This window comes from Mesorhizobium sp. B2-5-13 (assembly GCF_006440535.1).
GTDB classification, from domain to species: Bacteria; Pseudomonadota; Alphaproteobacteria; order Rhizobiales; family Rhizobiaceae; genus Mesorhizobium; species Mesorhizobium salmacidum.
This window is the reverse complement of sequence record NZ_VFUI01000003.1, coordinates 150,421-177,280: the sequence shown is the minus strand read 5'-3', so window position 1 is coordinate 177,280 and position 26,860 is coordinate 150,421. Positions and strand designations below refer to the sequence as shown.

29 protein-coding genes are annotated in these 26,860 nt (G+C 63.4%); 8 read left to right on the top strand and 21 right to left on the bottom strand.

The genetic code is table 11. The features are described 5' to 3' along the window. Positions 1-2: 2 nt before the first annotated feature. The 17 genes from fliF to FJ434_RS06900 form a co-directional block, all read right to left on the bottom strand. Positions 3-1,652, bottom strand: coding sequence for a flagellar basal-body MS-ring/collar protein FliF (gene fliF, locus FJ434_RS06980; protein WP_140745429.1), 1,650 nt, complete (start codon positions 1,650-1,652; stop codon positions 3-5). 131 nt (positions 1,653-1,783) lie between these two features. Next, positions 1,784-2,854 carry a flagellin gene (locus tag FJ434_RS06975; RefSeq protein ID WP_027144759.1) on the bottom strand — a complete coding sequence of 357 codons (1,071 nt, stop codon included), beginning with the start codon at positions 2,852-2,854 and terminating at the stop codon, positions 1,784-1,786. 279 nt (positions 2,855-3,133) lie between these two features. After that, the gene (locus tag FJ434_RS06970; RefSeq protein ID WP_140504145.1) at positions 3,134-4,120 is read right to left on the bottom strand and encodes a flagellin; all 987 of its coding nucleotides are present in this window, start codon (positions 4,118-4,120) and stop codon (positions 3,134-3,136) included. 243 nt (positions 4,121-4,363) lie between these two features. Further along, entirely contained in the window at positions 4,364-5,095 is a 732-nt protein-coding gene (fliP, locus tag FJ434_RS06965) for a flagellar type III secretion system pore protein FliP (RefSeq protein ID WP_140745445.1), read from the bottom strand. Beyond that, positions 5,092-5,586 (bottom strand): flagellar basal body-associated FliL family protein, encoded by a 495-nt coding sequence (locus FJ434_RS06960; protein WP_140745447.1) that lies wholly within the window; start codon positions 5,584-5,586, stop codon positions 5,092-5,094. The genes fliP and FJ434_RS06960 overlap by 4 nt, the downstream gene beginning before the upstream one ends. A gap of 35 nt (positions 5,587-5,621) precedes the next feature. Next, a complete protein-coding gene (flgH, locus tag FJ434_RS06955) occupies positions 5,622-6,326 on the bottom strand; it encodes a flagellar basal body L-ring protein FlgH (protein WP_140504140.1) in 705 nt (234 codons plus the stop codon). Then, a complete protein-coding gene (locus FJ434_RS06950; protein WP_140745449.1) occupies positions 6,323-6,904 on the bottom strand; it encodes a MotE family protein in 582 nt (193 codons plus the stop codon). The genes flgH and FJ434_RS06950 overlap by 4 nt, the downstream gene beginning before the upstream one ends. Before the next feature lie 3 nt (positions 6,905-6,907). Beyond that, positions 6,908-8,149, bottom strand: coding sequence for a flagellar basal body P-ring protein FlgI (locus tag FJ434_RS06945; RefSeq protein WP_140504136.1), 1,242 nt, complete (start codon positions 8,147-8,149; stop codon positions 6,908-6,910). After that, positions 8,146-8,658: a flagellar basal body P-ring formation chaperone FlgA gene (gene flgA, locus FJ434_RS06940; RefSeq protein WP_181165816.1), complete on the bottom strand. Its 513-nt coding sequence runs from the start codon at positions 8,656-8,658 to the stop codon at positions 8,146-8,148. Before flgA ends, FJ434_RS06945 begins: the two co-directional genes overlap by 4 nt. 6 nt (positions 8,659-8,664) lie before the next feature. Next, positions 8,665-9,453, bottom strand: coding sequence for a flagellar basal-body rod protein FlgG (flgG, locus tag FJ434_RS06935; RefSeq protein ID WP_010911276.1), 789 nt, complete (start codon positions 9,451-9,453; stop codon positions 8,665-8,667). Positions 9,454-9,463: 10 nt separating this feature from the next. Further along, positions 9,464-9,787 (bottom strand): flagellar hook-basal body complex protein FliE, encoded by a 324-nt coding sequence (locus tag FJ434_RS06930; RefSeq protein ID WP_027144750.1) that lies wholly within the window; start codon positions 9,785-9,787, stop codon positions 9,464-9,466. After that, entirely contained in the window at positions 9,784-10,200 is a 417-nt protein-coding gene (gene flgC / locus FJ434_RS06925) for a flagellar basal body rod protein FlgC (RefSeq protein WP_015315914.1), read from the bottom strand. The genes FJ434_RS06930 and flgC overlap by 4 nt, the downstream gene beginning before the upstream one ends. Positions 10,201-10,202: 2 nt before the next feature. Beyond that, complete coding sequence (flgB, locus tag FJ434_RS06920; protein WP_027144748.1) at positions 10,203-10,583, bottom strand: flagellar basal body rod protein FlgB; 381 nt, start codon at positions 10,581-10,583, stop codon at positions 10,203-10,205. A 160-nt stretch (positions 10,584-10,743) separates the two neighbouring features. Next, positions 10,744-11,577 carry a hypothetical protein gene (locus tag FJ434_RS06915; protein WP_140745452.1) on the bottom strand — a complete coding sequence of 278 codons (834 nt, stop codon included), beginning with the start codon at positions 11,575-11,577 and terminating at the stop codon, positions 10,744-10,746. After that, the gene (fliI, locus tag FJ434_RS06910; RefSeq protein ID WP_140745454.1) at positions 11,558-12,958 is read right to left on the bottom strand and encodes a flagellar protein export ATPase FliI; all 1,401 of its coding nucleotides are present in this window, start codon (positions 12,956-12,958) and stop codon (positions 11,558-11,560) included. Before fliI ends, FJ434_RS06915 begins: the two co-directional genes overlap by 20 nt. Position 12,959: 1 nt before the next feature. Continuing rightward, entirely contained in the window at positions 12,960-13,685 is a 726-nt protein-coding gene (flgF, locus tag FJ434_RS06905) for a flagellar basal-body rod protein FlgF (protein WP_027144745.1), read from the bottom strand. 2 nt (positions 13,686-13,687) lie between these two features. Continuing rightward, positions 13,688-14,809 (bottom strand): DUF1217 domain-containing protein, encoded by a 1,122-nt coding sequence (locus tag FJ434_RS06900; RefSeq protein ID WP_140745457.1) that lies wholly within the window; start codon positions 14,807-14,809, stop codon positions 13,688-13,690. A 157-nt stretch (positions 14,810-14,966) separates the two neighbouring features. Between FJ434_RS06900 and motA the strand changes: the two genes are divergently transcribed. Genes motA through FJ434_RS06870 form a run of 6 tightly spaced genes read left to right on the top strand, consistent with a single transcriptional unit; the run spans position 14,967 to position 19,800 of the window. Further along, a complete protein-coding gene (motA, locus tag FJ434_RS06895; RefSeq protein WP_140504127.1) occupies positions 14,967-15,842 on the top strand; it encodes a flagellar motor stator protein MotA in 876 nt (291 codons plus the stop codon). A gap of 32 nt (positions 15,843-15,874) precedes the next feature. Then, complete coding sequence (locus FJ434_RS06890; protein ID WP_140504125.1) at positions 15,875-16,822, top strand: FliM/FliN family flagellar motor switch protein; 948 nt, start codon at positions 15,875-15,877, stop codon at positions 16,820-16,822. A gap of 17 nt (positions 16,823-16,839) precedes the next feature. Continuing rightward, positions 16,840-17,226 (top strand): flagellar motor switch protein FliN, encoded by a 387-nt coding sequence (gene fliN / locus FJ434_RS06885; RefSeq protein ID WP_027144741.1) that lies wholly within the window; start codon positions 16,840-16,842, stop codon positions 17,224-17,226. A gap of 43 nt (positions 17,227-17,269) precedes the next feature. Next, positions 17,270-18,283, top strand: coding sequence for a flagellar motor switch protein FliG (locus tag FJ434_RS06880; protein WP_140712698.1), 1,014 nt, complete (start codon positions 17,270-17,272; stop codon positions 18,281-18,283). A gap of 3 nt (positions 18,284-18,286) precedes the next feature. Further along, on the top strand, positions 18,287-19,369 hold the full coding sequence (flhB, locus tag FJ434_RS06875) for a flagellar biosynthesis protein FlhB (RefSeq protein ID WP_140745459.1): 1,083 nt from the start codon (positions 18,287-18,289) through the stop codon (positions 19,367-19,369). Then, entirely contained in the window at positions 19,366-19,800 is a 435-nt protein-coding gene (locus FJ434_RS06870) for a hypothetical protein (RefSeq protein ID WP_140504119.1), read from the top strand. Before flhB ends, FJ434_RS06870 begins: the two co-directional genes overlap by 4 nt. A 24-nt stretch (positions 19,801-19,824) precedes the next feature. On the opposite strand, the gene FJ434_RS06865 is transcribed toward FJ434_RS06870, so the two are convergent. Together FJ434_RS06865 and FJ434_RS06860 are read right to left on the bottom strand one after the other, a co-directional pair. Continuing rightward, positions 19,825-20,595: a helix-turn-helix transcriptional regulator gene (locus FJ434_RS06865; RefSeq protein ID WP_140745461.1), complete on the bottom strand. Its 771-nt coding sequence runs from the start codon at positions 20,593-20,595 to the stop codon at positions 19,825-19,827. Further along, positions 20,592-21,302 (bottom strand): helix-turn-helix transcriptional regulator, encoded by a 711-nt coding sequence (locus FJ434_RS06860; RefSeq protein WP_140745463.1) that lies wholly within the window; start codon positions 21,300-21,302, stop codon positions 20,592-20,594. Before FJ434_RS06860 ends, FJ434_RS06865 begins: the two co-directional genes overlap by 4 nt. A gap of 505 nt (positions 21,303-21,807) precedes the next feature. Here FJ434_RS06860 and FJ434_RS06855 point away from each other — a divergent pair. Further along, positions 21,808-23,001 carry a TMEM43 family protein gene (locus FJ434_RS06855; protein ID WP_140745465.1) on the top strand — a complete coding sequence of 398 codons (1,194 nt, stop codon included), beginning with the start codon at positions 21,808-21,810 and terminating at the stop codon, positions 22,999-23,001. Between the two features lie 68 nt (positions 23,002-23,069). On the opposite strand, the gene FJ434_RS06850 is transcribed toward FJ434_RS06855, so the two are convergent. Both FJ434_RS06850 and FJ434_RS06845 read right to left on the bottom strand, forming a co-directional pair. Beyond that, on the bottom strand, positions 23,070-24,101 hold the full coding sequence (locus FJ434_RS06850; RefSeq protein ID WP_140745467.1) for a histone deacetylase family protein: 1,032 nt from the start codon (positions 24,099-24,101) through the stop codon (positions 23,070-23,072). A gap of 83 nt (positions 24,102-24,184) precedes the next feature. Further along, positions 24,185-24,838: a TetR/AcrR family transcriptional regulator gene (locus tag FJ434_RS06845; protein WP_027144733.1), complete on the bottom strand. Its 654-nt coding sequence runs from the start codon at positions 24,836-24,838 to the stop codon at positions 24,185-24,187. Positions 24,839-25,093: 255 nt separating this feature from the next. Between FJ434_RS06845 and FJ434_RS06840 the strand changes: the two genes are divergently transcribed. After that, complete coding sequence (locus tag FJ434_RS06840; protein WP_140745469.1) at positions 25,094-26,776, top strand: amidohydrolase; 1,683 nt, start codon at positions 25,094-25,096, stop codon at positions 26,774-26,776. The last annotated feature ends 84 nt before the right edge of the window (positions 26,777-26,860 follow it).

Sequence of the window (26,860 nt, the reverse complement as noted above, 5' to 3'; positions counted from 1 at the left end):
GTCTACGCCGCGACTTCCTGGGCCGCCCATTTGCGCAGGATCTGCGCGGTGCGTTCCTCGTTGATGTCGACCATGCGGGCAAGCCGCTCCTGCGGGGCCGGCCTGATCTTCTGGCGCAGATCGTCGAGCGGGGTGGCGCCGGCACGCGTGCCGGGCAGGGCGCCAATGGCGGCACCCGCATCGGCGGAAGCGGCTGCCTCCGGCGTCGGCAGAGAGCGCTGGACTTCATCGAAATTGGGGCCTGCTATGGCGGGCGTCGCCCTGGCCGTCAACGCGGCCGCCATCGGCCGCAGGCCAAAAAAGGCGACCAGGAACACCACGACGATGAAGGCGCCGGCATTGATCAGCGTGCCGGCGTGCTGGCCGATGGAATCGAGCATTCCCGCCTGGGGCACCGCCTCGCCGTCCAGCCCGTCGATGAACTCGACGGCCGAGACGTCGATGACGTCGCCGCGCTTGTCGTCGAAGCCGGTGGCGGAGCTCACCATCTTCTGGATTTCGGCGACGCGCTTGGCGATCTGCTCCGGTGTCGCATCCTTGCCCAGGATCGTCTTCAGCCGATCCTGGTTGACGACGACGGCAATCGACATCTTGGTCACTGAATAGCCGTTGGAGACGGTGGCGATCTTCTTGGAATTGATCTCGTAATTGGTGATCTCCTCCTTGCGGTCGTTGGCCGAGGAGGTCTGCGGACCCTCGGTGCTGGTCGCCTGGGTTTCGGGCAGGTTCTGCTCGACGCTGGCGGGAGTTGAAGCCTGCTTCTGGTTGCTGTTCTCATTGGCGCGCACCGATTGCACCGAGCGCTCGACGCGGGAATTCGGGTCGAAGATTGTCTCTTCCGTCTGACGGGTGTCGGTGTTGACCTCGGCCTTGACGCTGGCGCGGAAATTGTCCGGGCCGAGATAGGGTGTCAGAGCGCGGCGGATGTTGTCACCGATCTGCGCCTCCACGGTCTGCTCGATGCCGAGCGTGCGGGCGGCACTGGTATTGGAGGGATCATCACCCGCGGCCAGCAGATTGCCGTTGGAATCGAGCACCGTCACCTTGTCGGCCGACAGGCCAGGCACGGCAGCGGCGACGAGGTGGCGGATCGACATGGCGCTCTTCTCCGCGTCGATGCCGGCATAACGGATGACGACCGAGGCGGAGGGCTGCTGTTCGTCGCGGCGGAAATTGGCGCGCTCGGACATGACGATGTGGACGCGCGCCGCCTTGATGCCGGCGATGGACTGGATGGTGCGGGCGATCTCGCCTTCCAGCGCACGCACGCGGGTGATCTGCTGCATGAAGGAGGTGAGGCCCATCGCGCCGACATTGTCGAACAGCTCATAGCCGGCATTGGCGCTGGTCGGCAGGCCCTTCTCGGCAAGCAGCATGCGCGCCTGCGCCGTGGTGCCGGCCGGCACCAGTACGGAGGTTCCGTCGGCGCCGACGTCGAAGCCGATGCCGGCTTCGCCCAATACTAGGCCGATCTGGTTCACGTCGGAGCGGTCGAGCCCGACATAGAGCGTGTCGTAGGCCGGGCGGTTGAGGTAGACCGAGGCAACGCCGATGACGCCCATCACCAGGACAGCGATGCCCGCCAGCATGGCGAGGCGCCTGACGCCAAAGCCGCGGAGATTCGAGATGATGCTCTGGATCTGTTCCGGCACGATTGAGCGACTCCCAGCATGACTGTCCGCCGGAACACTAATCCTCGAAGCTTGTGCGAAAATGAAATCGGGCCGCGCTTGCGACGCGGCCCGTGAATTGGAAATCGACGTATCCGTCGGCTAAGGTTGAATTAGCCGTTCTTGAACAGCGACAGGATCGACTGCGAGGAGCTGTTGGCGATCGACAGCGACTGGATGCCGAGCTGCTGCTGCACCTGCAGCGCCTGGAGGCGGGTTGATTCCTTGTTCATGTCGGCATCGACGAGCTGGCCGACGCCGCGGTCGATGGAGTCCATCAGGCTCTGCGTGAAGGTCTTCTGCAGGTCGATGCTGCTCTTGGCTGAACCGAGGATGGTGGCGGAGTCGGTCAACTGGCTCATGACCTTGTCGATTTTGCCGACCATCTGGGTGATGATGTCGTCGGTCACGCCGGCCGCCGTGATATCGAGATTGTAAGCGGAAACATTGTCGATCCTGGGAACCACCGCACCGGCCGCGGTCTGGCCGGCGGTGTTGGCGGCAATGTCCGTGCCGCCGCCGGCGATTGCGGCCGCATAAGCGGTATCATACAGGTTCTGGGCGGCCGCCGTGGAATAGACCGAGGTCTGGCGGTCGAGCGTGCCCTGGTTCTTGACGGCGGTGGAGAGACCGGAATCGAACAGCTTGGTGCTCTCGACATCGATGTCGATCGTGCCGAGCGAAATGGCGCCCGAGGAGGAGCGATTGAAGGACGAGACGATCTTGGCGTTGGCCTGGACGCCATCATTGGCGGCGGCGACCTGTGTCGATGTCACCGAAAGGTAATTAGAACCTGAAAAGGTGGCGGCATCGGCAAAAGACTTCATCTGCGCCTGGAGGGCCGTGATTTCGGTCTGTGTCTTCGCCTTGGCAGCAGCTGTCTGGCCAATGGTGGAGAGCAACTTGGTCTTGATCTTGCCGATCGTGTCCAGCGCATTGTTCATGCCGGTATAAGCGGTATCGACTTTCGAGGCGCCGAGGCCGAGCGCGTCCTGCACGGTCGAGAGCGCCTGGTTGTCGGAGCGCATCGTCGTGGCGATCGACCAGTAGGCCGCGTTGTCGGATGCTTCGGAGACCCTGTAGCCCGTCGAGATGCGGGCCTGTGTCTGCTCAAGCGACTTGTTGGTGGCGTTGAGGCTCTGAAGTGCAGTCAACGCCGCAGCGTTCGTCATGATGCTCGCCAAGAAACTCGCTCCTTTTTTCCAGACCGGTCTTTCTCAAAAACCGGCGTTGCCCTCGCGAGCCGCTCGACCCGCCCGTGGATTGCCGCCGCCCCGATCGGACCGATTCGGTAATCCGTTGTAAGTCATTGGTTAACCATGACTAGCGCGTTATGGTTAACGGCCTGTTAAAAGCCGACTTTAGAGGGTTAAGGAACGAGAGTTGCGCGGGGCTGGAGCAAACGCGAAACGGACCGCGCTTCTGGCGCGGCCCGTTTGCCTGGTTTGGTCGGTCGAGAGCGATCAGCCGCGGAAGAGAGACAGGATCGACTGCGAGGAGCCGTTGGCGATCGACAACGCCTGGACGCCGAGCTGCTGCTGAACCTGCAGGGCCTGGAGGCGGGTCGATTCCTTGTTCATGTCGGCATCGACGAGCTGGCCGACGCCGCGATCGATGGAGTCCATCAGGCTCGAGGTGAAGGTCTTCTGCAGGTCGATGGAGCTCTTGGCGGCGCCAAGCTTGGTGGCGGCGGTCGTCATGCCCTTGAGCGCGGCATCGACGACGTTCATCATCTGCTGGATCTGGGTATCGCTGGCAGCAGTGGTGCCCGAGAAGATGGCCAGAGAGGCGACCGAGTAGGTATCGGTGGCCGCAGCGGCAGCGCCCAGGGTCGGGTTCGATGCCGTGGTAACCGCGGCGCCGGTGGTGCCGAGACGAGCCGTGTCGAGGATGCCCTTCGCAGTCGGGGCAGCACCGGCGTCATAGAGCTTGATGCTTTCCACATTGACGTCGATCGTCGAGATCGAAACCGCGCCGGCGGCGCTGCGGTTGAAGGCCGAAACGACCTTCACGTCGGCCGCCGTGCCCGAGGCGGTGGACACCGACAGCATATTGGTGCCGGAGAAGGTGGCGCCATCGGCATAGGCCTGCAGCTGCTTCTGCAGAGCGGCGATTTCGACCTGGGTCTTTTCCTTGGAAGCATCCGTCTGGCCGTAGGATGCGGTCAGCTTCTGCTGGATCTGGTTAATGGTGGTGATCGCGCTGTTCATGCCGGTGTAGGCGGTGTCGACCTTGGAGGCGCCGAGGCCGAGCGCGTCCGAGACGGTGGACATGGCCTGGTTGTCGGAGCGCATCGTGGTGGCGATCGACCAGTAGGCGGCGTTGTCCGAAGCCTGGGAGACGCGATAGCCCGTCGAGATGCGGGACTGGGTGGTGTCGAGGCTCTTCTGGGTGGCGTTCAAGCTCTGCAGCGCGGTCAACGCTGCGGCGTTGGTCATGATACTGGCCATGGCTACTCGTACCTTGTTTTTACAGGTGTTTTTTGCATACCGGTTTGTCCGGTATGACGGAGCGGCATCATGCCAATGACCGTTGCGTTTGGGTCACCCGCCATCTGCGAGCGACTATGGCGGCGAGTCCCTACCAAAGGACTAAATCGGACGGTTAATCGAAAATAATTCGGAGAAAATTCGATGATGCTCGCGCCGCCCGGTTCCTCGGCGCGCGCGGTGCCTGATGCCGGGCGCGGGCGCTCAGGTGAAAGAGCGCACCAGGCTGCCGACGAGCAGGTTCCAGCCGTCGATCAGGACGAAGAACAGGATCTTGAACGGCAGCGACACGACCGTGGGCGGCAGCATCATCATGCCCATCGCCATGGTGATGGTGGCGACGATCAGATCGATGACCAGGAATGGCAGCACGATCAGAAAGCCGATCTCGAAGCCGCGCCGGATTTCGGAGATCATGAAGGCGGGCACCAGGATGCGCAGATCGACGGTCTCCTTGGCAACGACCTGGCCGCGCTCGCGCGCGAGATCGGCGAAAAGATCGAAGTCCTTGTCGCGCACATTGTGCAGCATGAAGGTGCGGAACGGATCGGAAATCTTCCCGAAGGCCTCGGTCTGGCTGATCTGGTTGTCCATCAGCGGCTTGACGCCGGTATTCCAGGCCTGATCGAAGGTCGGCGCCATGACATAGAAGGTCATGAACAGCGACAGCGAAATGAGGATGAGGTTCGCCGGCGTCGATTGCAGGCCAATGCCGGCACGCAGGATCGAGAAGGCGATAACGAAGCGGGTGAAGCTCGTCACCATGATCAGCAGCCCCGGCGCCACCGACAAGACGGTAAGCAGGCCGAACATCTGGATGATGTAGCCGACGGTGGTGCCATCGGCCTTGCCGATGGCACCAAGGTCCAGTTGCTGGGCCGCCGCGACGGAGGTGGCGGCACCGATCAGTACCGCGGCAAGAAGGAATTTTCTCATTCGAGCAGCAATGTCCTGATAAGAACCTGTTTGACGTGCCCCTGGCTGCGGATCGAGGCGCGTTCGTCGAGATCGGCCTTCAGATGCTGGTAGCCGCTGGCGCCTTCGATCTGGTGCGTCTTCAGGGTACGTACGAATGCCAGAAGATCCTGTTGAATGTTCTCCGCCATGGCCGGCGGCTGCGGCGCGTCATAGACCACGGATACTTCCATCCTGATCCAGGTATCCGCGGGTGAGGCGATGTTGGTGGTGATCGGCGCCAGTGCGACAAGCGTCGGGCCCGTGCCAGGCTGTTGTGCGGCGGCGGGCTGGGCGACCTTGCCCTCATTTTCAGGCGCAACCGGCACCAATGGTGGTGCATCGACGCCTTTGAGGTAGCCGCCTGACATCCAGCCCATGCCGATGGCGGCGGCAGTCACCACGAGCAGCATGGCGCCCTGGATGGCAAGGGAAGGACCCTTGCGAGGCTGAACCTGTTCGACATCGGCCATGGCGCTTTGCTCTCCAATCCCCAGAATGCCAAGAACTAGAACGGAAGAACCTGGTCGAGGACCTGCTGGCCGTAGGCCGGCTGCTGGACCTCGCTGACGCGACCGCGGCCGCCATAGGAGATCCGCGCCTCGGCGATGCGTTCATAGGAGATGGTGTTCTCCGCGCCGATGTCAGACGGGCGCACCATGCCGGCGATGGTGAGCACCCTGAGTTCGTAGTTGACGCGCACTTCTTGTGAACCCCTGATCATCAAATTGCCGTTGGGAAGGACCTCGGTGACGACGGCGGCGACGTTGAGCTCGAGGTTCTCCGAGCGCTTGATTTCGCCATCGGCGTTGGTTTCGGTGCTGGAACTCAAGCCGGCGTCGCCCTTGCCGCTCGTGCTGCTGCCTTCCCATCCGAGCGTGACGTCATAGCCCAGCTTGCGCGCGGCAGTGCGGCTCCTGTCGTTCTGGTTCTTGAAATTGGCCTTGTCGTTGAGCTTGATCCTGACGGTCAGGATGTCGCCTTCGCGCAGCGCCCTGGGATCGGTGAACAGCCGGCTCTGGCGATCGTCCCACAGAGAGAACTTCTTGACCGGCGTGGCGGGCGGCTGAGGATAGCTGTAGGGCGCTGCCCCGTCGCTGCCGATGCCCGATCCGACCGGCGACAGCGCCGGTTCCCTGCCGATCTCCTTGAAGTTGGTTCCACAGCCGGACAAGGCTGCCACCGCGCACAGGATGAGCATTCTGCGGATCATGACGGATCTACCCTTCGGGCTGCGCTGGCCATGATGCCGGTGAGCGTCGCCGCCGCCTTCTGGTCCATTTCGTTGAGGATGACGCCCGCCTTGCGTGAATCGAGCTTCATCAGGATGGCCGCGGCCAGGTCTGCGTTGACGATCGCCAAGCGTTCGGCCGCCGCATCGGGCTTCATGCCGGCATAGATCTTGACGACGCCGTCCTCGGCCCGGGCCAGGAACACTTCGCGCCGCTTCAGCCAGGTCTCGTATTCGGCTTTCTTTGCGTCCAGAGCTTTCATGCGCTCGTCGATGCCGGCCTGGAGCTGTTTCAACTCCTCGGCCTGCAAGGCATAGCGGCGGTCGCGAGCGGCGTCGGCGATATTGGAGCAGAAGCGCTCGATCTCGCTTTGGTCCGGCGCTTTCTGCCGCGTCAATTGCGGCGGCGCGACCACGGGCTGCGCACCGGGCAGAACCTGGCGCACGGTATCGTCCGCGTGTGCGCCACCAAAAACAGGCATGACCGTGAGGGCGGCCGCAAACAGGAAGGTGCGGGAGCGGCGTCTTTCACGGGACGAGAGGGAGGAGATCATCGGCATCGCCTATTGGAGAACCAGATCGGCTTGCAGGGCGCCGGCCGACTTGATGCCTTGCAGGATGGCAATGATGCCGTCCGGCTTGACGCCGAGACGGTTGAGGCCGGAAACAAGGGTTTGCAGGTCGGGCCCGTCGAGCACGGCGACGCGGGCATCGGGCCGGCTGGCATCGATTGCGGTGAACGGCTCGATGGCGGTCTCGCCCTTGGAGAAGGGTTCGGGCTGCACGACGCGCGGCGCTTCCGTGATGCGCACCGTCAGCGTGCCGTGGCTGATGGCGACACGCGAGATCTTGACGTCGTTGCCGATGACGATGGTCCCGGTGCGCTCGTCGATAACGACGCGGGCCGGCGTGTCAGACTCGACCACCAGATTCTCGATCTCGGCATAGAAGCGGGCCGCCGAAACGCTCTTCGGCCGCCTGATCTGCACGGTTCGGGAATCGCGCTCTGCCGCTACGCGCATGCCGAAGCGCTGGGCGGTGTAGTCGTTGATCGCGTCGGCGATGCGGATAGCGGTCGAAAAATCGGGATTACGCAATTGCAGCGTCAGCGTCGACTGGTCGTCGAACTCGGCCTTCACCTGCCGCTCGACTATGGCCCCGTTCGGCACGCGGCCGGCGGTCGGCACGCCTTGCGTCAACTGCTCGGCCTGGCCTTTAGCGATGAAACCGGAAACGATGACCGCGCCCTGGCCGACGGCGTAGATCTCCCCGTCCGCCGCCTTCAGCGGCGTCATGATCAGCGTGCCACCGGCAAGCGAGGTGGCGTCGCCCATCGAGGAGACGTCGATGTCGATGCGGGCGCCGGACTGCACATAGGGCGGCATGTTGGCGGTGACGATGACGGCGGCGACGTTCTTGGCGCGTGCGCTGCCGCCTTCGGTGGCGATGCCGAGATTTTCGAGCATGGCGCGGATCGACTGTTCGGTGAACGGCGAATTGCGCAGGCTGTCGCCGGATCCGGCGAGCCCGATGACGAGGCCGTAGCCGACGAGCTGGTTGTCGCGCGAACTCTGCAGCTGCGCGATGTCCTTGATGCGCGAGGCGACCTGGCCTGGCGGCAGCGAACTCGGCCCGGGCGAAACGCGGAACATGCGTGTGGTGGTGGCCGGATCATATTCGGGATCGTCGTAAACACCGCCATTCCTGGCGGCGAGCTCGCGTTTGGCCTTGGACGTCAGGCCATCGGCCAGCGCCGGCTGCAGGCCAAGTGCCGCCGCGAGCAGAAGGGCAAATGGGCGCATCATGAAGCGCCGACCTGAATTGTGCCGTCGGCCATCACCGTGCCGGAGAGGATCTTGCCGCTGTCGCTGTTGCGAACCTTGATGAAGTCGCCGGCCGAGCCCGGCTGCAAGGTCACGGCGGTGGCCGTTATCGTCAGCCCGCCGGCGACGAAGAAGACCTGCACGGCGGCACCCTGCTCGACCAGCCAGGCCTCACGGACGGCGGCTGAAGGAATGTAGCGGCCCGGCAGCAGCGTGCGCTTGGCGATCTTGCCCTGGAGTTCCTCGGAACGGGTCGCAACAGCATCGGGCTTGTGCTTGCCGGGGATGAGGGTGACCTGCTTCAGGGCGGCGAGTTCGATCGTCTCACCGGGATAAATGACCCGGTTGGGGATCAGCACGACCTCGCCAGCAGGTTGGTTGCTGGCGATCTGGTTGGCCGAGTCCTGGGCGAAAGCCGGCATGCCGCCGGCCACCAGCGCTACGAACAGCGCGGCGCGACGGAATGCGGAGCAGGAGATCGGCATGGCCATCATCCGTTACCTGATGTTCTTGGAGACGACGGAGGCCATGTCGTCGGCGGCCTGGATGACCTTGGAATTCATCTCATAGGCGCGCTGCGCCGAGATCAGTTCGGTGATCTCCTTGACCGGATCGACGTTGGAAGCCTCAAGATAGCCTTGCTGGATGGTGGCGAAGCCGGGATCGCCGGGCACGCCGGCATTGGCCGGGCCGGAGGCGGTCGTTTCCTGGAACAGATTGTCGCCGAGTGGTGCCAATCCCGCCTCGTTGGCGAAGTTGACGATCTGAAGCTGACCGAGAGTTTGCAGGTTGGTCTGGCCGTCGATGCGGGCAAAGACCTGACCGGTCTTGTTGACGATCACCTCGACCGCATCGGTCGGCACGGTGATGGCCGGAATGACATTGGCCCCGTCGACCGTCACCAGCTGGCCGGTGGCGTTGGTGTTGAAGGCGCCGGCGCGCGTATAGAGCGTGCCGCCATCGGCACCCTCGATCTGGAACCAGCCCCTGCCGGTGAGCGCCATGTCGAAACTGTTGCCGGTGCTGGTCAGCTCGCCCTGTGTGTGGACGTTGCGCACGGCGGTCGTCTTGACGCCGAGACCGATCGAAACGCCTTCCGGTACCAGCGAGGCGTTGGAACGGTTCGGCACACCTTGCGTGCGGTCGACCTGGTAGAGCAGGTCGGAGAATTCGGCGCGGGCGCGCTTGTAGCCGGTGGTGTTGATGTTGGCGATGTTGTTGGCGATGACTTCCAGATTGGTCTGCTGGGCATTCATGCCGGTAGCGGCGATGGCGAGTGCTTTCATGGCGTGCTCCTCAGATGCCCATGCGACTGACTTCGAGATAGGCCGAGACGACCTTGTCGCGGATGGCGACGGCGGTCTGCAGCGCCTGCTGGGCGCTCATCACGGCATCGACCACCTGACGGGTGTCGGCGTCGCCCTTGAGCGCCTGGAGCGACACCTGCTCGGCATTCTGCATGGTGCTGACGGTCTTGGAGGCAGCCTGGCTCACCGCTTCGGCGAAGGAGGTGCCAAGGTTGCCAGCTGTCGCGGGCGCGACACCGCCCTGAAGCAGGTCGGTGGCTGTGTCGCCCAGTCCAGGCTTCAGGTTGAGCGCGCCGATGCCGTTGACGATCATTGGTTCCTCATCAGGTCGATGGTCATTGAAATGAGGTCGCGCGCCTGCTTCACCACTTGCAGGTTGGCCTCGTAGGAGCGGTTGGCCTCGGTCATGTCGGCCATTTCGATCAGCACGTTCACATTGGGCATCTTGACGTAGCCCTTGTCGTCGGCAGCCTCGTTGCCGGGCTGAAATTCGACGGGAAAGTTGCTCGGGTCGCGGTCGATCGAATTCACTTCAACCGTCGAGCTGCCGGAAGCCCGGTCGAGTTCGGAGACGAAGCTGATGGTCTTGCGGCGATACGGGTCGGCGCCCGGCGTGGTGCCTGTCGACTGGGCGTTGGCGAGGTTTTCCGAGACCACGCGCAGGCGCTCGGACTGGGCGCCGAGGCCTGATGCTGCGACTTTGAGGGCTGCGGTCAGTGCGTCCATGATCAGCTCTTCACCGCCATCATCATCATTGAGTGGAATGCCTTGACGATGGCCGTGTTGAGTTCGAAGGAGCGGCGTACCTCGCCGGCCTTGAGAAGCTGGTCTTCAAGCACGACCGTGTTCTTGGACGGCATGATCACGCCGTCGTCTTCCTGCGGCTTGATGGTGAAGCCGGCATTGGTGGCAGCACTGCCGAGATGGCCGGGCTCGGTGATCTGGAGCGACACCGCGGTGCGGTCGAGCACCTTCTCGAACGGCTCGACATCATTTGCCGTGTAGCCCGGCGTGTTGGCATTGGCGATGTTGCCGGCGACCGCCGACTGACGCACGGACAGCCACTGCGCTTGCTTGGCGGCGAGATCGAAAAGGGAAACAGGCTCCATGGGAATCTCCGGGCATATGCCCAAAGACTAGGCCGCCAGTCTTGCGCGGACCTTGCGGACGGTCGCTAGAAAATGACGGCGAAAAGCATGAAGCGGCTTTTGGACGGCATCTTGCTCCGTCTCTTGAATTGGATCCAGCTCTGGCCAAAGTCGAACCGCCTTACCGGGAAAGCTCGATCACCTGGTTGGCGCTGGTGAGCATGACCCATTTGCCGTTGCGCTGTTCGATCGCCGATACCTTGCTGGAATCCGGCAGCGTCGAACCCCGCTGGACCATCCACAGGCCGGTGTCGTCCTCGATCATGGCGCGGCCGTTGGCGACATGGACCATGCGGAACTTCGCGATATCGGCGGGAAAGGGTTGGTCGCCGGGTGGGTCCGCTTTGGAATCGTCCTGCACCGTGCCGGTGGCAAGCAGGTCGACGCTGGTGTTGGGAACGTCCTTGGCGGTCAGCGGCGCGCTGCGTGCGGCGACCACACCGCCGCCCGCGCGTCCCGAATTGGTGCCGGTGCCGCCGAACTTGATCGCCTGCACGCCGAACTGGTCCTGGTTGAAGAAAATGTACCAGGGAAACAGGGCGCAGGTCAGGCCGAGCGTGATGCCGAGCGCGGCGATGACGACGTCGCTGCGACGGTCAGCCTTCTTTCTCAATTTTGGAAATTGCGCCTTTGGCGGTTGCGGCCATTCGGTGGCGGCGAACAGGCCATCGATCAGCGATTCGCGGCTGGCCTGCGCCATCTCGGGAGTATCGACGCCGGGAACCACATGCGTTGAGGAAAGGGCGGTCCGACCCAGAACAGGTTCGGATCTGGGGAGAGCCGGTTTGACGGCCCTGGCCAGAACAGCCGCGGTCCGGGCGGCCATGGCGCCGGCGGTGTTTGCCTTGGCGACCCTGGCCTCCTCCGCTCGAGCCTGCTCCGCGGCGTTCGCCTCGGCGATCATCTCGTTCAGGAGGCGCTCGGTGTACTGGCGTTCAGTCTCCTGGTTCGGCATTCTGTTTTCCCTTGAGATAGCGGGCAAGGTCGGAGAACGGATCGGCGGACGGACGGTCCCTAGGCGATTGCGTCAGCGCCTCATAGATCAGGGGCACCTGGCGCACGGCCATGTCGAGTTCGGCGTCGACGCCACCCTGATAGGCGCCGAGCAGGCGGATGTCGCGCGTGTCCTCGAAGCGGGAGATCATCGACTTCAGCCGCGTCACCAGGGCTCGCTGCTCGACGCTCCAGGCCTTGCCCGCAAGTCGCGATATGGACGACAGTGGATTGACGGGCGGATAGCGGCCCTGTTCGGCGATCGCGCGGTCGAGCACGACATGGCCGTCGAGGATGCCGCGCAAGGAATCGGCGACCGGATCATTGTGGTCATCGCCATCGACCAGCACGGAAATGATGGCGGTTATAGAGCCTTTACCTTCAGCTCCGGGTCCGGCGCGTTCGAGCAGCTTGGGCAATTCGGTGAAGACCGAGGCGGGATAGCCGCGGGCGACCGGCGGCTCGCCCGTGCCGGTCGCCACCTCGCGCAGCGCGTGGGCGAAGCGGGTGATCGAATCCAGCACCAAAAGCACGCGGTGGCCCTGGTCGCGGAAATGCTCTGCCACGCGCATGGCGGTGTCGGGCGCGCGCCGGCGCATCATGGCGCTCTCGTCGCTTGTGGCGACGACGGCGACGGTCTTGGCCATGCTGTCGCCGATCGTGTCCTCGAGGAATTCACGGACCTCGCGGCCGCGTTCACCGATCAGCGCCACGACGACCGTGTCGAACGCGTCGGCGCCGGCGAGCATGGCAAGCAACGTCGACTTGCCGACGCCAGAGCCGGCGAAGACACCCATGCGCTGGCCGAAGCAGAGCGGCGTGAAGATGTCGATGACCTTGACGCCGGTCATGAAGGTTGTGCCGACACGCTGCCGCACCATGGCGCCGGGCGTCGCGGCGGTCGCCGACATGTCGTCGCCCCTGATCAGAGGCGGACCACCATCGATCGCCCGGGTGAGCGCGTCGATGGCGCGGCCGCGCCACGAGGCATGCGGCGCCACCGCGAGCGGACCCCTGCGGAACACGGCATCGCCGATGCCGGCGTCGGCGCTGCGTTCGAAGGGTGCTATCACAACCTCGTCCCGGCTGATCTTGACAATCTCGCCGCGGCGCGCGCCGGCCTGGCCGCGCTGCTCGACGATGTCGCCCAGCCTGGTGAAATCGGAAAGGCCGCGCACCTTGTAGTGCGTGGGTGTGACTTCGGTGACGAGACCGCCGCGCTTGACCAGCCCGTCGCCGTCGCCGAAGCGCCTGATAATCCGCTCCAACCCGGCAAGCCTATCCTTCGGCGCCGGCTGGAGCTGTCTTTCGGGTGCGCGGATGGATGGTTGCTCCGACGACATGCTACGACTTCGAGCCGAGCGTCTTTATCGCCTCGTCGGTGGAAGAATCGGTCTGCCGCATCAGCGCGGCGGTGTTCTCGAAGGCTCGCTGAACCATGATCAGCCGGGTCATTTCCAGCACCGGATTGACGTTGGATTCCTCGACGAAACCTTGCGCTATGCCGACATCGGAACGGTCGGTGACTGGTTCGGGCGTGCGTGCGGGCACAATGCCGGAATTGCCGTAGCGAACGAAATTCTGGCCCGGATCGAAATTGTAGAGGCCGATCGAGCCGACGAGCTGTTCGTTCTGGCGCAGCGAGCCGTCGGCGCCGGCCTTGGGCGGGCCGTTACGGGGATCGAGCTGGATCGGCGCCCCGCCGGCGTCGAGCACCGGATGGCCCTCGACCGACATCAGCTCGCCATTCTCGTTCATCGAGAAGCGGCCGTCGCGGGTCATGACGGTGCCTGCCGGCGTGTCGATGGCGAACCAGGCGTCGCCCTGGATGGCGAAATCGAACGGGTTGCCGGTTTCCGTCATGGCACCGTGAGCCCCCGACAGATAGGTCTTGCCGGAGGAAGCGAACGATACCGACTTCTGCCCTGCACCCGACACCACGTCCTCGAACTTCACGCCGGTGGCGCGAAAGCCGACGGTGCTGGCGTTGGCGACATTGTCGGCGATCGTATCGAGCCGGCGCTCGAGGGCCATCTGAGCGGAGAGGGCGACATAGAGACTGTCTCGCATGATCAGAACTTCAGTTTCTGCATGGCCATCATCAGGTCGGTGGAGATGCCCGATGTGACCGGTTTGGCGAAGAGCACGCTGATCGATGTCACGGCCGTCGAGGTCGGATTGTTGATCTCGTACATGCTGGTGAAGCGGGTCAGGAACTTGTTGAGTTTCACGGGATCCGTGAAATCCGAGATGTCGAGCTTCTGCTCGAACAGTTGCGCCTGCTTGTCGATGTCGGCGGTGGCGAAGGAATCGGGCAGTCCCAGCGCGGTGCGCACCACGCTGGCCAGCGCGGTGTCGGCCAGCACGTCGTACCAACTGGTGATGTCAGGAGCCTTGCGCTGGAAATAGAGCGCCAGCCGCACACCCTCATTGGTCTGGCCGGCATCTTCCTCCAGCGTCTGGCGCATGTAGCTGTCGACAGTCGGTTGCTGCGCCGGATTGATGGTGGTGGCGTTCTCGCCGTACTGCTCGAAGTTGAAAGCCGAGGCCAGTGCCGCGTAAGCCGGATTCGTCTGTTTGTTGGCGGCGCTGTCGGGATCGCGCACGCCGCCTTGCAGGACCTGCTTGATGAGGTCCTTGTCCTCGGTCGCCGAATCGAGACCGAACGCCGCCAGGGCATAGGTGTAAAGCCGGCTGTTGCCCATCAGATCGTCGACGGACTTCACCTTGGTGATGCTGGCGAGATAATACGTCGTCTCGCCCTTCACATAGTCTGAATTCGGATCGAGGCCTGCGATTTGCGCCTGCGTGGCATAGTTCTTCGTCACCAGTTGCTGGGCCTTGTTGTAGATCGTCGCGTCGGCGCCGTTGGCAGCGAAGTTGAAGGCCCTGACGAACGCGGCGTAGCGCTTGTCGGTCAGCTTGTTCGCGAAACTGTCGGGATTGGTGACGCCTTCCTTGAGCGCCTTGATCATGAACGCCTTGGCGTAGTCCATGTTCTCCAGCCCGTAGGCCTTCATGGCATATTTGAACAAGCGGTCGTTCTTGACGAAATCGTCGATCGATTTCACCTTGGTGATGTTGGCGAGGTAATATTGGGTATCGCGATCGACCGTCGGCTGCTGCTCGATGCGGTCGATCGACTTGTTGATGTCTCTGGTGATCAACTGGTAGCTGGTATAGGTACTGAGCAAGGACGCGCCTCCGGCCGAAGCTATGCCAGCACAATAAGCTCACTTCCTTGCGCGAAACTGAATCGCCAACTTTCGGTTCCATGGCGGCTCCGATTCAAGCCTCACACAAGGCACAGGGACTATCCACTCTCCGACGTGAAATGCGGAAGGACCGGTCGTGGGCATTCTGATTGGACTTGTGGTGACGCTTGGCTGCGTCCTTGGCGGCTTCATGGCCATGGGCGGGCATCTGCACGTGCTGGTGCAGCCATGGGAAGCCGTGGTCATCTGCGGTGCCGCGCTCGGCACTTTCCTGGTCGCCAATCCGATGAAGACGGTCAAGGATACCGGCAAAGGCATACTGGAGGCCTTCAAACAGGCTGTGCCGAAGGAGCAGGACTATCTGGAAACCCTTGGCGTTCTGCACAGCCTGATGCGCGAGTTACGCTCCAAGTCGCGCAGCGAGGTCGAGGCGCATATCGACAATCCGGAGGAATCGGCGATCTTTCAGGCCTTTCCGACCGTGCTCAAGAACCACGATTTGATGAATTTCATCTGCGACTACTGCCGCATCATCATCATCGGCAACGCCCGCTCGCATGAAATCGAGGCGCTGATGGACGAGGAAATCCAGACCATCAAGTCCGACAAGATGAAGGCCTATCACGCGCTGGTCGCGGTTGGCGACGGCCTGCCGGCGCTCGGCATCGTCGCCGCCGTGCTCGGCGTGGTCAAGGCGATGGGTGCGCTTGACCAGTCGCCGGAAATCCTCGGCGGCCTGATCGGCGCTGCGCTGGTCGGCACTTTCCTCGGCATCTTCCTGTCCTACGCGGTGGTCGGACCTGTCGCCACCAAGATCAAGACGGTGCGCGAGAAGAAGAACCGCCTCTACATCATCGTCAAGCAGACGCTGCTCGCCTACATGAACGGCGCGCTGCCGCAGGTGGCGATCGAGTTCGGCCGCAAGACTATCTCCTCCTATGAGCGGCCGAGCATCGACGCCGTCGAACAGAGCACGATGAACACCGGCAGCGCCGAGAAGAAGGCCGCCTGAGCGATGCGCGACAGACCGGTGCCAAAACTGTCATGACGAGTCCGGGCAGCCCCTCGCAAGCGCGTTCGTTGATCATCGAGCGTCTGGTCGGCGACAGCGGCGAGGCCGATCAGGTCATCGACGCCGGACGTGCCATGGCCGAACGCGCCGTGCCGCTGCTGCAGAAGGCGATCTCGGGCGAGCTCGGCATTCCCGTAATCGTCGACCTCAAGACCGTCGAGGTCAGCCGCGTCCCGGAGGCGCGCTCGCGCGCCGGCGACAATTTCGCCATGACCGTCGTCGGCTCCCCGGCGTCCTCGGACGCGATGACCCTCGTCATCGACGCTCCCGCGATCGCGATCATGGTCTCGACGCTGTTCGGCGGCGATCCGGACATGCCGGTGTCGCCGATCGAGCGCGACCTGTCGTCGATCGAGGCCGATGTCTCGACCATGGTGTTCCAGGAGGTTGCGCAGGCACTGAACGGATCGGGACGTCGCTCGCTCGAACTGCGGCTGCCGGCGCCGCGGGCCATGTCGGGCATCGAGGCCAGGCGACACGTGTTGCGCGACGGCGCCGCGATCCGCATCGTCCTCGGCATCTCGACGCCGGTCGACAGCGGCTCGATCACGGTGACGATGCCGCAGCGTATCGTGCTGGCCGGCCGCGACGGTACGGCAAGCGTCAGCGACGACGATCACAGCACCAGCTGGCGGGCACGCTTTTCGGAAGAGGTGATGCGCTCGACCGTGGCGCTCGAAGCCACCATGCCGCTGGCACGGTTGACGCTCGGAGACCTCGCCAATCTCGAAGTAGGCCAGGTCATCGACTTCGAAGAAACGGCGCAATCGCGCGCCCGCCTCGGCGCGCGCGGCCAGACGCTGTTCGTATGCGAGTTCGGCAAACTGGGGCAGAATTACACCGTCCGAATCAGACATCCTTTCGATGCCGGGCAGGACTTTATCGACGGGCTCATGCCGGCTGGTGCCGGGCGCGCCTGAGCTTTTGGAGACGACGCATGGCCAAGACCAAGGTAGAACCAGAGCTCGACCAGCCGGACGAGCAGCTCGATCGCGCTATCGAGGAATTGCGCGGGGTCCTGCACGAAGAAGAGCAACGCCCTGATGCGGCGTTCAGGGCCGCCGCGGCAGCCAATTCGAGCGTCATCATGAACATCCCAGTCGATGTCCAGATCATTCTCGGCAGCACCGAGATGGCGGTTGCCGATCTGATGGCGCTGCAGAAGGGGTCGACGGTCGCGCTCAACCGGCGCATCGGCGAGCCGGTCGACGTGGTGGTGAACGGCCGCAAAATAGCGCGCGGCGAGATCACCGTGCTCGAAAGCGACCCTTCGCGCTTCGGCATCAGGCTGACCGAAATCATCGCCGGCACGAAGGGCGCCTAGACATGGCTGGCGGGGCTTGCCGATGGCAGCGGAGGCGAAAGGCATGACAACGCCGCTGACGACTCTGACGCGCGCACAGAAGGCGGCAGCCATACTGGTGGCGATGGGCAAACCGTCCGCCAGCCGCCTGTTGAAATTCTTCAAGCAGGAAGAGCTGAAGGCGCTGATCGAGGGCGCCCGGCTGCTCAGGACCATTCCGCAAAGCGATCTCGAGCGCATCGTCGCCGAATTCGAGGCCGAGTTCACCGAGGGCGCGGGCCTGCTCGATTCCGCCGACAGGATGGACACCATCCTCAACGAGTCTCTCTCGCCCGAAGAGATGAACGCCATCATGGGCAACAAGAAGCCCGAGGCGGCACCCGAAGGGCCACCGCCGATCTGGCCCGATCTCGAAAAGCTGGAGCCCTCGCGGCTGGGCGCGTTCCTCGCGGGCGAACATCCGCAGACGGCGGCCATGGTGCTGTCGAAATTGGCGCCACAAGCGGCGGCGAGCGTGCTTTTGACGCTGACGAAGCCGATGCGCGGCGAAATCATCAAGCGCATGGTGACGATGGCCAATGTTCCGGCCGCCGCCACCAGGATCGTCGAGAACCGGCTGCGCGCCAGCGTGCTGTCGGACACCACGACCAAGGATACTTCGGCCGGGCAGGCGCGCGTCGCCAGCGTGCTCAACGAGCTGGAAAAGCCCCTGCTCGATGAGGTCATGCAGGATCTCGAAGCCGCCGGCACGCCCGACCTCGACGGTGTTCGGGCCCGGCTGTTCGCTTTCGACGATTTGCCGCTGCTCACCCAGAAGGCGCGCGTGCTTTTGTTCGACGGGCTGTCGACCGAGCTTGTCACGCTGGCGCTGCGCGGCACGTCGGCGGCACTGGCCGAAGCGGTGCTGTCGGCGATCGGCGCCCGCTCCCGGCGCATGATCGAGGCCGAACTCGGGCAAGGGTCGGAGGGTGTGCCCGCCGCCGACATCATGGCGGCACGCAAGACGATCGTGACGACGACGATCCGGCTGTCGCGCGAAGGCGCCTTCGAACTTCCCTCGACGCAGAACGCCGCCTAAGGCATGTCCGACGCCGTCGACAAGGACTCGAAAACCGAAGAGGCGACGGAAAAGAAGATCCGCGATACCATCGAACAGGGCAAATTGCCCCATTCGAGGGAGACCGCGATCCTGGCCTCCTTTGTCGCCATACTGGTGTTCACGGTCTTTTATGCCAAGGACGCCATCATCGAGCTCGGCATGTTCCTGTCGATGTTCCTCGAGAAGCCCGAAGCCTGGCCGATGGACACCGAGACCGATGTCATCGCGCTCTACAAGCTCGTCATGCTGGAAGTGGGCAGCGCCGTACTCAGCCTGCTGGTGCTGCTCACCGTTGCCGGCATCGGCGCCTCGGTGCTGCAGAATATGCCGCAACTCGTCGGCGAGCGGATCAGACCGCAGATGTCACGCATCTCGATCGTCAAGGGCTGGAACCGGATGTTCGGCGCCCAGGGCTGGGTCGAGTTCCTGAAGTCCCTCGCAAAAGTCGGCTTTGCCATCGCCGTGCTCACCTTCACGCTGTCGGAGGATCACCGCAAGCTGCTTGCCGGGATGATCACCAATCCGGTCGCTTTCGGCCTCGTCATCCGCGGCATCGCCATCGACATACTGGTGGCGATCGTCTTCGTCATGGGACTGATCGCGGCGATCGACATCGTCTGGTCGCGCTTCCACTGGAAGCAGGACCTGCGCATGAGCAAGCAGGAGGTCAAGGACGAGTTCAAGCAGTCCGAGGGCGATCCGATCGTCAAGTCGCGGCTGCGCTCGCTGGCGCGAGACCGGGCGCGCAAGCGGATGATGACGGCGGTGCCGCGCGCGACGCTTGTTATCGCCAACCCGACCCACTTCTCGATCGCGCTGAAATATGTGCGCGACGAGGACTCGGCGCCGCTCGTAGTGGCCAAGGGGCAGGATCTCGTGGCGCTGAAAATCCGCGAGATCGCCAAGGAGCATAACATCCCGATCTTCGAGGACGTGGCGCTCGCCCGCTCCATGTACAAGCAAGTTTCGGTCGATAATGTGATCCCGTCGCAATTCTACCAGGCCGTCGCCGAACTGGTGCGGATCGTCTACTCGAAAAAGGCTGAGCGCAGACAGATTTCATGAACCGTCAACCGCACGCAAAATCCCGCGAGATCATCGTCGCCAGCGCCATCGAGCAGGTGGTGGTGGAACTCAGGCTGATCGACGTCGCCGACTATATCGCTTTCATCCGGCTGGAGCACTTCGCCTGCCTGTCGGATCTGGTCGATTCAGCGGCGGAGCTGTTCTTCATGCCTGGTACGCTGCGGCTCGGCCATGGCGGCGAGGCGCATGTCGACTGGAGCGGCAGCCCGCGCATCGTGCTCGACCTGGAGCTCAGGCCACCCGGCGTGACCGTCTATTTCCAACTGACGCTGAACGAGACCGGCAACACGGTCGTGGTCAATTACGTGTCGTTTGAAAAACCGGGCGAAGACCCCCAGCACAATACGGCGCTGCTGGAGGCGGTGATCGAACAGGCTCGTATCCGCAAGGTCGAACCGCTGGCGTTTTAAAGCGCTTCGGTCAGCCGATAGCGGCTACTCGATAAGTCCCAGCCGCAGCGCCTTGGCGACCGCCTGGTTGCGGTTGACGGCGTTGAGCTTCTGGGTCGACTGGGTGAGATACTGGTTGGCGGTATGCACCGACAGTTTCAGGAGCCGCGCGATCTCCTCGCTGGTGTTGCCATTGGCGGTCAGCTTCAGGCATTCGAGCTCGCGCTTGGAGATCGACCGCATTCTGCCGACATCGCCCGGACGCATCCGCGCGACGGCGGCGAACAGCGAAAAGCAGCGAGCGTGGATTTCGTAGAGCGCATCCTGCTGCAGCGTGATCTCCGATCCCAGGAAGACGACAAGGCCGCATTGGCCGCGATCGGCATGGACGGGAAAGGCAATGCCGCTCGATCCGGGTGTCAGCGGCGCCATCTGCCCGGTCCAGGCCAGATTGCCGAACATGTCGGCCATCGCCGCCACGCCATCATCCGTCCACCAGCGCGGCTCGGTCGAAATCCGGCTATGGCGAACGATCTCCTCGCCATTGGCGCCTGAAATGAACTTCGACGCCACCGCGACGCTGGGATAATCGGAATCAAAGCACGGGACCAGCCGGGCGCGCTCCGGCGACGGGCTGACGAAGAACAGGCCGAAGGCCGAGGCGTTAATGTCGACTGATATCCAGCGGCAGCGGCGCACCGCATCGGGAATGGTGACGGCGTGATGTGTTTCGGATCCCAGCGAGAAGGCGCCGAAAGGGCTGCGCTGCTCGTTGAAAAGGGCTTCCGCTGCGTCCTTGATCTCGGTGTGTTTCAAATGATGCCACTCCTGATCGCCGTGGCGATGGCCATCGCACGGTTGCTGGCCGCGAATTTCTGGATGGCGTGGGTGATGTAGCTGTTGACGGTGTTTGAGGAGACGCCGAGGATGACGGCCACCTCGTCGGTGGTCTTGCCTTCCGAGACCCAGAACAGGCATTCGCGCTCACGGTCCGACAGCGGATCCTGCATGGCCGCGGCGGCGATCAACTGCGGAATGTGCGAGAGCGCGTAGCAGCATTTCAGTTGCGCCTTCATCAGCGCCGGCGGGTCGATCCGGCCGGCGGCCACCGCCGAGAACAAGGCGAACAGGCGCTGACGGCCGACATTCAGCCGCAGTGAATAGATCTCGGCATGGCCGAGCACGTCCAGCAGCCGGGCCTCTTCACCCGAGACCAGCCCGTCGGTATCCGGCGCCTGGGCCGCCACCAACGGTGTCGGACGGATACCGGGTGCGGCGGTGAGTGGTCCCTGGGCGAGGCCGGCGATCAGCCGCTTGCCGATCAGCTCGATGGCGTCGAAGATCCAGTTCGAGGAGACGATACGCGCATCGTTGCGGTCCTGGTCATGGACGATGGCGACCAGCATGTAGCTGTCGGCGCCGATCTCGGCGGTCAGCTCCATGAAGAAGCTGGTGAGATCACCGCGCGACGTCAGGCGCGAGCCCAATGTGTCGGATTGAAGAGGCGCGGCGGGACTGCTCATCTGCTGCTTTTGGCCGGAATCGATGCTGATGTCCGGTTGCTGGAGAGCCAGCCGCCGAACCCGAAAACGCATTACTTTTACGAGACACACACGAGGCGCGGGGCCGCGCCCAATCAGACGGAATCCATTCAGGGAACGCGAAAACATCCGCGTCTGGCGCCGGAGAAGTCCGGAACGTGAGACTTTGGGTGGTCGCCGCGCCCCCCGCGGACCGGCTGATTCGGGTCTAATCTACCCGCAGATGAATCCGACATCAAACGCGATTTGACAAAATCGAATCTGGGGGACTCTGCTTGCGACTCAGGGGAGCTTTCGAAGCCATTGAGGGGCGAAAATACCGGGACTGTGCGCGTAGGCCATATCAGCGTCCGGCCCGTTGCGGTAGCTTCGCTCGTGCCGAAGGGGTGGGCACCCCCGGCAGTCGAGCGCAAGGTCGGCAGCGCGGAATGCGGTTGTCCGCTGCGGCGCTACTCGGGTCTTGGCAAGGTTGGTTTCGGGGCAAACAATGAGCGATTCATTTCGGGAAGTTACTTCAATCTCGTGGTTCGGGCGGATCAAGCGCGCGGTCGGCGGGGTTATCTTCGGCCTGCTGTTGATCGTGCTGATGGTGATTGGGCTGTTCTGGAACGAAGGCCGTGCGGTGCAGACGGCGCGCTCGCTGGCCGAGGGCTCTGGTGCCGTGGTCTCGGTGGAGGCTGATAGTTCCGATGCCGCCAATGAAGGGAAACTGGTGCATGTCAGCGGGCCAGTGACGGCGGACAGCAGCTTGGCGGATCCGGATTTCGGCATCACGGCGCAAGGGCTGCGCCTGTCGCGCGGCGTCGAGATGTATCAGTGGAAGGAAGAATCCAAATCGGAAACCACCAAGAAGCTTGGCGGAGGCGAGGAGACGGAGACGACCTACAGCTATTCGAAGGTGTGGGACAACAACCAGATCGACTCGTCGGATTTCAAGAAGCCCGACGGCCATCAGAATCCGCCGATGGCGATCCACAGCCATGCCTTTCAGATTCCACAGGGCAAGCTTGGCGCTTTCGATCTCGATACGCCGGTGCTGGATCGCATCGACGGCGACAAGGGTCTTTCGTTGTCGGCCAGCCAGTCAGCCGCGATCAAGGCCGCCTACACCGGAACGAAGCCGCTCAGCATCCTCGATGGGAAGATCTATCTCGGCAGCGACAACACGACGCCCGCGCTAGGCGACTACCGTATCGGCTACGAGTTGGCGCCGCTCGGCGTGGTCAGCATCGTGGCGCGCCAGGCCGGCAGCCGATTCGAGCCCTACCAGACGCAGGCGGGCGATGCGCTGCTGATGGTCGACACCGGCTCGGTGCCGGCCGACAAGATGTTCGCCGAGGCGGTCAGCGCCAACACGCTGATTACCTGGCTGCTGCGCGTTGCCGGCCTTTTATTGCTGACCATCGGCTTTGCGCTGTTCCTCAGCCCGATCGGCGTGATCCTCGACGTGATTCCGTTCCTTGGCAGCATGGCGCGGATGGGAACCGGCATCATCGCCTTCTTCCTGGCGATCCTGGTCGGCGCCACGACAATCGCGATTGCCTGGTTCTGGTATCGGCCGGTTCTGGCAGCGGCCATCCTGGCGGTCGGCGTCGTCGCGGCTGCGGCGGTCTATTATCTCGGACGATCACGCGGGGCAGCCACGCCAATGGCCGCGCCGAGCACCGGCATCGCAACGTAGCTTAAAAAAAGGGCGGCCACGCCGCCCTTTTACTGTCTGTCGTTGCTCGCCTGGATTTGCTGGCAGGCTTACCGATCCTCGAAGCCGGTCAGCACGCCGACGGCGTTGATGCCGATCTCCTCGACGGCATAGCCGCCTTCCTGGACGAACAGCGTCGGCAGGCCGAGTTTGGCGATGCGCCGGCCGATCTTCGGATAGTCGGGGCTTTTCAGCTTGAACTGGCTGATCGGATCCTTCTCGAAGGTGTCGACGCCGAGCGAGACGACGACGATGTCAGGCGCGTATGCGGCGAGCCTGGCGCAGGCATCCTCGAGTGAGGCATTCCAGGTATCCCAACCGGTGCCGAAGGGCATGGGATAGTTGATGTTGAAACCTTCGCCCGCGCCCGCGCCGCGCTCATCGGAATGGCCGAGGAAGAAGGGATACTCGACCATCGGATCGCCGTGCAGGTTGAGAACCTGCACGTCGGCGCGGTCATAGAATATCTCCTGCGTACCATTGCCGTGGTGATAATCGACGTCGAGGATCGAGACACGTTTGGCGCCCTGGTCACGGAACCATTGCGCGGCGACCGCGGCGTTGTTGATGTAGCAATAGCCGCCCATGAAGCCGGCGCCGGCATGGTGGCCGGGCGGACGGCAGAGCGCGAAGGCCGATCTCTCGCCGTCCTTGACCAGGCCGGCTGCGGTCAGCGCCACGTCAAAGGACGATTTGATCGCGGTCCAGGTGCCCTCGACGAAGGTGGCGCCGCCGTCGAAGGAATAGTAGCCGAGCAGGGCATCGATGCGCTTGGGCGGCACGTCGCCGCGCAGGCCGCGCGTCGGCCAGGTGAAGGGCATGGCCGAGCCCGTGAAGCCGGATTCCACCCATTGCGGCCAGACGGTCGGCAGGAAGTCGATGTAGTCGGCCCTGTGGACGCGCTTGGCGGAGGCAAGGTCGTGCTCGACCGGTGCTATGATCGGGCCGAGCTTCTCGCTTTCGACCCGCGCCTTGATGAACTCCGCGCGCGAGGGCTTTTCAAAGCCGGGCACGATGGCTGAGGTAACCAGTTCCATTTGGCCGGCATGGCCGGCGTGAAGCGGCGAATAGACAGTCTTCATGAAATTCCTCTCAAAGTGCGCAACTAAGGCAATTCCGGGATAGGTGGGAAGCGGTTTTCCGTCCGGAATTGCGTTGAAACCGGTCAGCCAAGATTGAGATAGGGGCTCAGCAGAGCAAGCCACATGGTTTCGACATCGTCCTCGATGAGGTCGAATGTCCTGCGGTCCTTCTTCAACCCCACGAGCCTGCAGGCATGCCCGACCTCCATCATCACCACCCCGAGCCGGCTGGCGATCTTGCCTTCGAGTGCCGGGTTCACATGCTGCAGCCATGCGGCATAAAGGGCGATGATCTGGTCGTCATATTCGTTCTGGATCGGCCGCAGGTCCGCATTGCCTGAAATGGCCTCGATCACCGGCATCAGGGTGGCGTTTTCGAGATAGAGCTTCGATGTGTCGATGAAGAGCTTGCGCACTTCCCGCCGGAACTCTTCGCGGTTGGTGGGCGGGGCGACCTTGATGCGCCTAGCGATCACCTCGGGAAAGGATGACAGCCAGCGCCGGGCGAGATCCAGAAGAATGGCTTCCTTGTTGGGAAAGTACTGGTAGATCGAACCGACCGACAGCCCCGCGCGCTGTGCGATGGCGAGCGTCGTCGGCGTCTTGGTTCCTTGCTCCCGCGTCAGGATCAGCGCCGCGTCGAGAATCCTGTCGACGACCTTGCTGGACCGTTGTTGCCGCGGCTGCTTGCGCGGCTCGAGCGCTATCCTGGTTTTGCGGTCGAGACTGCGCTTCACTGCTTGATGCCCTCGTTCCCGCCTGGTCCCAAGCGAAGCGCTTCTGTCCACAATACATTCTAAATCCGGCATGTTGACAAACGCGAATAATCAGTCGCATTCTTTATCCACGCTGTCTCTTGGGATAACAAGGGGAATTTCGAAGACAGCGCACTGGCATCATTTCTTGTCCGATAGCGCCGCGCCGTGGTGCGCAGGTCGTTGGACGCGAGCTTTGCCGGTCTCAGTCAGTCGTCAAAAAAACGCGGAGTCGCGATGTCGGTCACGGGTGCGGGTGGTAGTGCGGATCTGATTGTCGTCAACGGTCGCGTGCTGACCATGGACGGTGACAATCCCGCCGCCGAGGCCGTTGCCGTCAAGGACGGCGCCATCATCGCCATCGGCAGCAGCACCTCCATCGAAGAGTTCAAGGGATCGGGTACCAAGGTCATCAACGCGCTTGGCGGATCGGTCCTGCCCGGCTTCATCGAAGCCCACATGCATCTGTTTTCGGGCGCCGCCGAGCTTGCCCATCTGCAACTGGCCGGCGTGCATGGGTTCGAGGCGCTGCAGAAGGCGATCCGCGACTATGCAGCGACGCACCCCCACGCGCGGATGCTGGTCGGGCAGAGCGTCGACTACACCGTGCTCGACGACGAGCGGGTGACGCGTCATCATCTCGATGCGATCCTGCCGGACCGGCCCTTTGTCATGGCCGCGCCCGACCACCATACGATGTGGGCCAACACCAAGGCTCTTGAAATGGCCGGCATCCTCAATGGACGCACGCTTGGTCCGGGCAATGAGATTGTCATGGGCGACGATGGCCTGGCAGCGGGTGAACTGCGCGAGGGCGAAGCCTTCGGCCCGGTTCTCGACCTTGCCGGCGAAGGCCGCGTGCGGCTGGGCCTGGCGACCGGCGGCGAGCCCGACCCGATGCCTTCGGCCGCCGAACGCGCCGCCGACCGCGATATCATGCGGCGCGGGCTTGCCTGGTGCGCGCGCCACGGCATCACCTCGATCCAGAACATGGACGGCAATCTCTACCAGCTCGAACTGCTGGCCGAGATCGAGGCCGGGGAAGGCCTGCCCTGCCGCGTGCAGATCCCCTTTCACTACAAAAATTTCATGACGCTCGACATGTTGGACAAGGCATCCGTGATGGCCGAGCGCTATAACAGCGAGTGGCTGTCATCAGGCATGGTCAAGGTGTTCTACGACGGAGTGCTCGATTCCTGGACGGCTGTCATGGTCGAGCCCTATGCCGATCGGCCCGACTGGGTCGGCGAGCCGCTGTTCACGCCGCAGCAGTTCATCGATCTGGCTGTCGCCGTCGACAGGCGCGGGCTGCAGATCGCGGTGCATTCGATCGGTGACGGCGCGGTGCGTGCCGTGCTCGACGGCTACGAGGCAGCGCAAAAAGCCAATGGCAAGCGTGACAGCCGGCATCGCGTCGAGCATATCGAGGTCACCACCACCGCGGATGTGCCGCGTTTTGCGGAACTCGGCGTCATCGCTTCCATGCAGCCGCCGCATCCGCCCGGCGCCATGGATTTTCCGCTGGAGCCGACCGTGTCGCGCATCGGCCCGGCCCGCTGGCCGCTGAGCTATGCCTGGCGGACCTTGAAGAACGCCGGCGCCCACGTCGTGTTCGCCTCGGACTGGCCGGTGTCGCCGATCGATCCGATCCTGGGCATCCAGGCGGCAGTGCTGCGCAAACCGTGGGCAGAAAGCGACCCGGACCAGCGCTTCTCGCTGCATGAATCGATCGCAGCTTACACGGTCGAGGGCGCCTATGCCGAATTCGCCGAGCACCGCAAAGGCATGCTGAAATCAGGCTATATGGCGGATCTGGTGGTGCTGTCGGCCGATATCGAGAAGACGGCGCCGGCCGATCTGCACAAGCTGCGGCCGGTGACGACGATCTGCGGCGGCAAGATCACCTATCAGGCCCGATAATGGCATGAGGCTTGCTGGCTGAAAGACCGACTGAACTGTGATTCAATGCCGGGCTTGCCAACCTACCGGCCGTGTGGTCACATC

What these genes read in the sequence shown, in the direction of transcription:
- FJ434_RS06970 (WP_140504145.1), bottom strand. Translation starts at nt 4,120, where the DNA reads ATGGCCAGTATCATGACCAACGCCGCAGCGTTGACCGCGCTGCAGAGC.
- fliP (WP_140745445.1), bottom strand. Translation starts at nt 5,095, where the DNA reads ATGAGAAAATTCCTTCTTGCCGCGGTACTGATCGGTGCCGCCACCTCC.
- FJ434_RS06960 (WP_140745447.1), bottom strand. Translation starts at nt 5,586, where the DNA reads ATGGCCGATGTCGAACAGGTTCAGCCTCGCAAGGGTCCTTCCCTTGCC.
- flgH (WP_140504140.1), bottom strand. Translation starts at nt 6,326, where the DNA reads ATGATCCGCAGAATGCTCATCCTGTGCGCGGTGGCAGCCTTGTCCGGC.
- FJ434_RS06950 (WP_140745449.1), bottom strand. Translation starts at nt 6,904, where the DNA reads ATGCCGATGATCTCCTCCCTCTCGTCCCGTGAAAGACGCCGCTCCCGC.
- FJ434_RS06945 (WP_140504136.1), bottom strand. Translation starts at nt 8,149, where the DNA reads ATGATGCGCCCATTTGCCCTTCTGCTCGCGGCGGCACTTGGCCTGCAG.
- flgA (WP_181165816.1), bottom strand. Translation starts at nt 8,658, where the DNA reads ATGGCCATGCCGATCTCCTGCTCCGCATTCCGTCGCGCCGCGCTGTTC.
- flgG (WP_010911276.1), bottom strand. Translation starts at nt 9,453, where the DNA reads ATGAAAGCACTCGCCATCGCCGCTACCGGCATGAATGCCCAGCAGACC.
- FJ434_RS06930 (WP_027144750.1), bottom strand. Translation starts at nt 9,787, where the DNA reads ATGATCGTCAACGGCATCGGCGCGCTCAACCTGAAGCCTGGACTGGGC.
- flgC (WP_015315914.1), bottom strand. Translation starts at nt 10,200, where the DNA reads ATGGACGCACTGACCGCAGCCCTCAAAGTCGCAGCATCAGGCCTCGGC.
- flgB (WP_027144748.1), bottom strand. Translation starts at nt 10,583, where the DNA reads ATGGAGCCTGTTTCCCTTTTCGATCTCGCCGCCAAGCAAGCGCAGTGG.
- FJ434_RS06915 (WP_140745452.1), bottom strand. Translation starts at nt 11,577, where the DNA reads ATGCCGAACCAGGAGACTGAACGCCAGTACACCGAGCGCCTCCTGAAC.
- fliI (WP_140745454.1), bottom strand. Translation starts at nt 12,958, where the DNA reads ATGTCGTCGGAGCAACCATCCATCCGCGCACCCGAAAGACAGCTCCAG.
- flgF (WP_027144745.1), bottom strand. Translation starts at nt 13,685, where the DNA reads ATGCGAGACAGTCTCTATGTCGCCCTCTCCGCTCAGATGGCCCTCGAG.
- FJ434_RS06890 (WP_140504125.1), top strand. Translation starts at nt 15,875, where the DNA reads ATGACGAGTCCGGGCAGCCCCTCGCAAGCGCGTTCGTTGATCATCGAG.
- fliN (WP_027144741.1), top strand. Translation starts at nt 16,840, where the DNA reads ATGGCCAAGACCAAGGTAGAACCAGAGCTCGACCAGCCGGACGAGCAG.
- FJ434_RS06880 (WP_140712698.1), top strand. Translation starts at nt 17,270, where the DNA reads ATGACAACGCCGCTGACGACTCTGACGCGCGCACAGAAGGCGGCAGCC.
- flhB (WP_140745459.1), top strand. Translation starts at nt 18,287, where the DNA reads ATGTCCGACGCCGTCGACAAGGACTCGAAAACCGAAGAGGCGACGGAA.
- FJ434_RS06870 (WP_140504119.1), top strand. Translation starts at nt 19,366, where the DNA reads ATGAACCGTCAACCGCACGCAAAATCCCGCGAGATCATCGTCGCCAGC.
- FJ434_RS06860 (WP_140745463.1), bottom strand. Translation starts at nt 21,302, where the DNA reads ATGAGCAGTCCCGCCGCGCCTCTTCAATCCGACACATTGGGCTCGCGC.
- FJ434_RS06855 (WP_140745465.1), top strand. Translation starts at nt 21,808, where the DNA reads ATGAGCGATTCATTTCGGGAAGTTACTTCAATCTCGTGGTTCGGGCGG.
- FJ434_RS06850 (WP_140745467.1), bottom strand. Translation starts at nt 24,101, where the DNA reads ATGAAGACTGTCTATTCGCCGCTTCACGCCGGCCATGCCGGCCAAATG.
- FJ434_RS06840 (WP_140745469.1), top strand. Translation starts at nt 25,094, where the DNA reads ATGTCGGTCACGGGTGCGGGTGGTAGTGCGGATCTGATTGTCGTCAAC.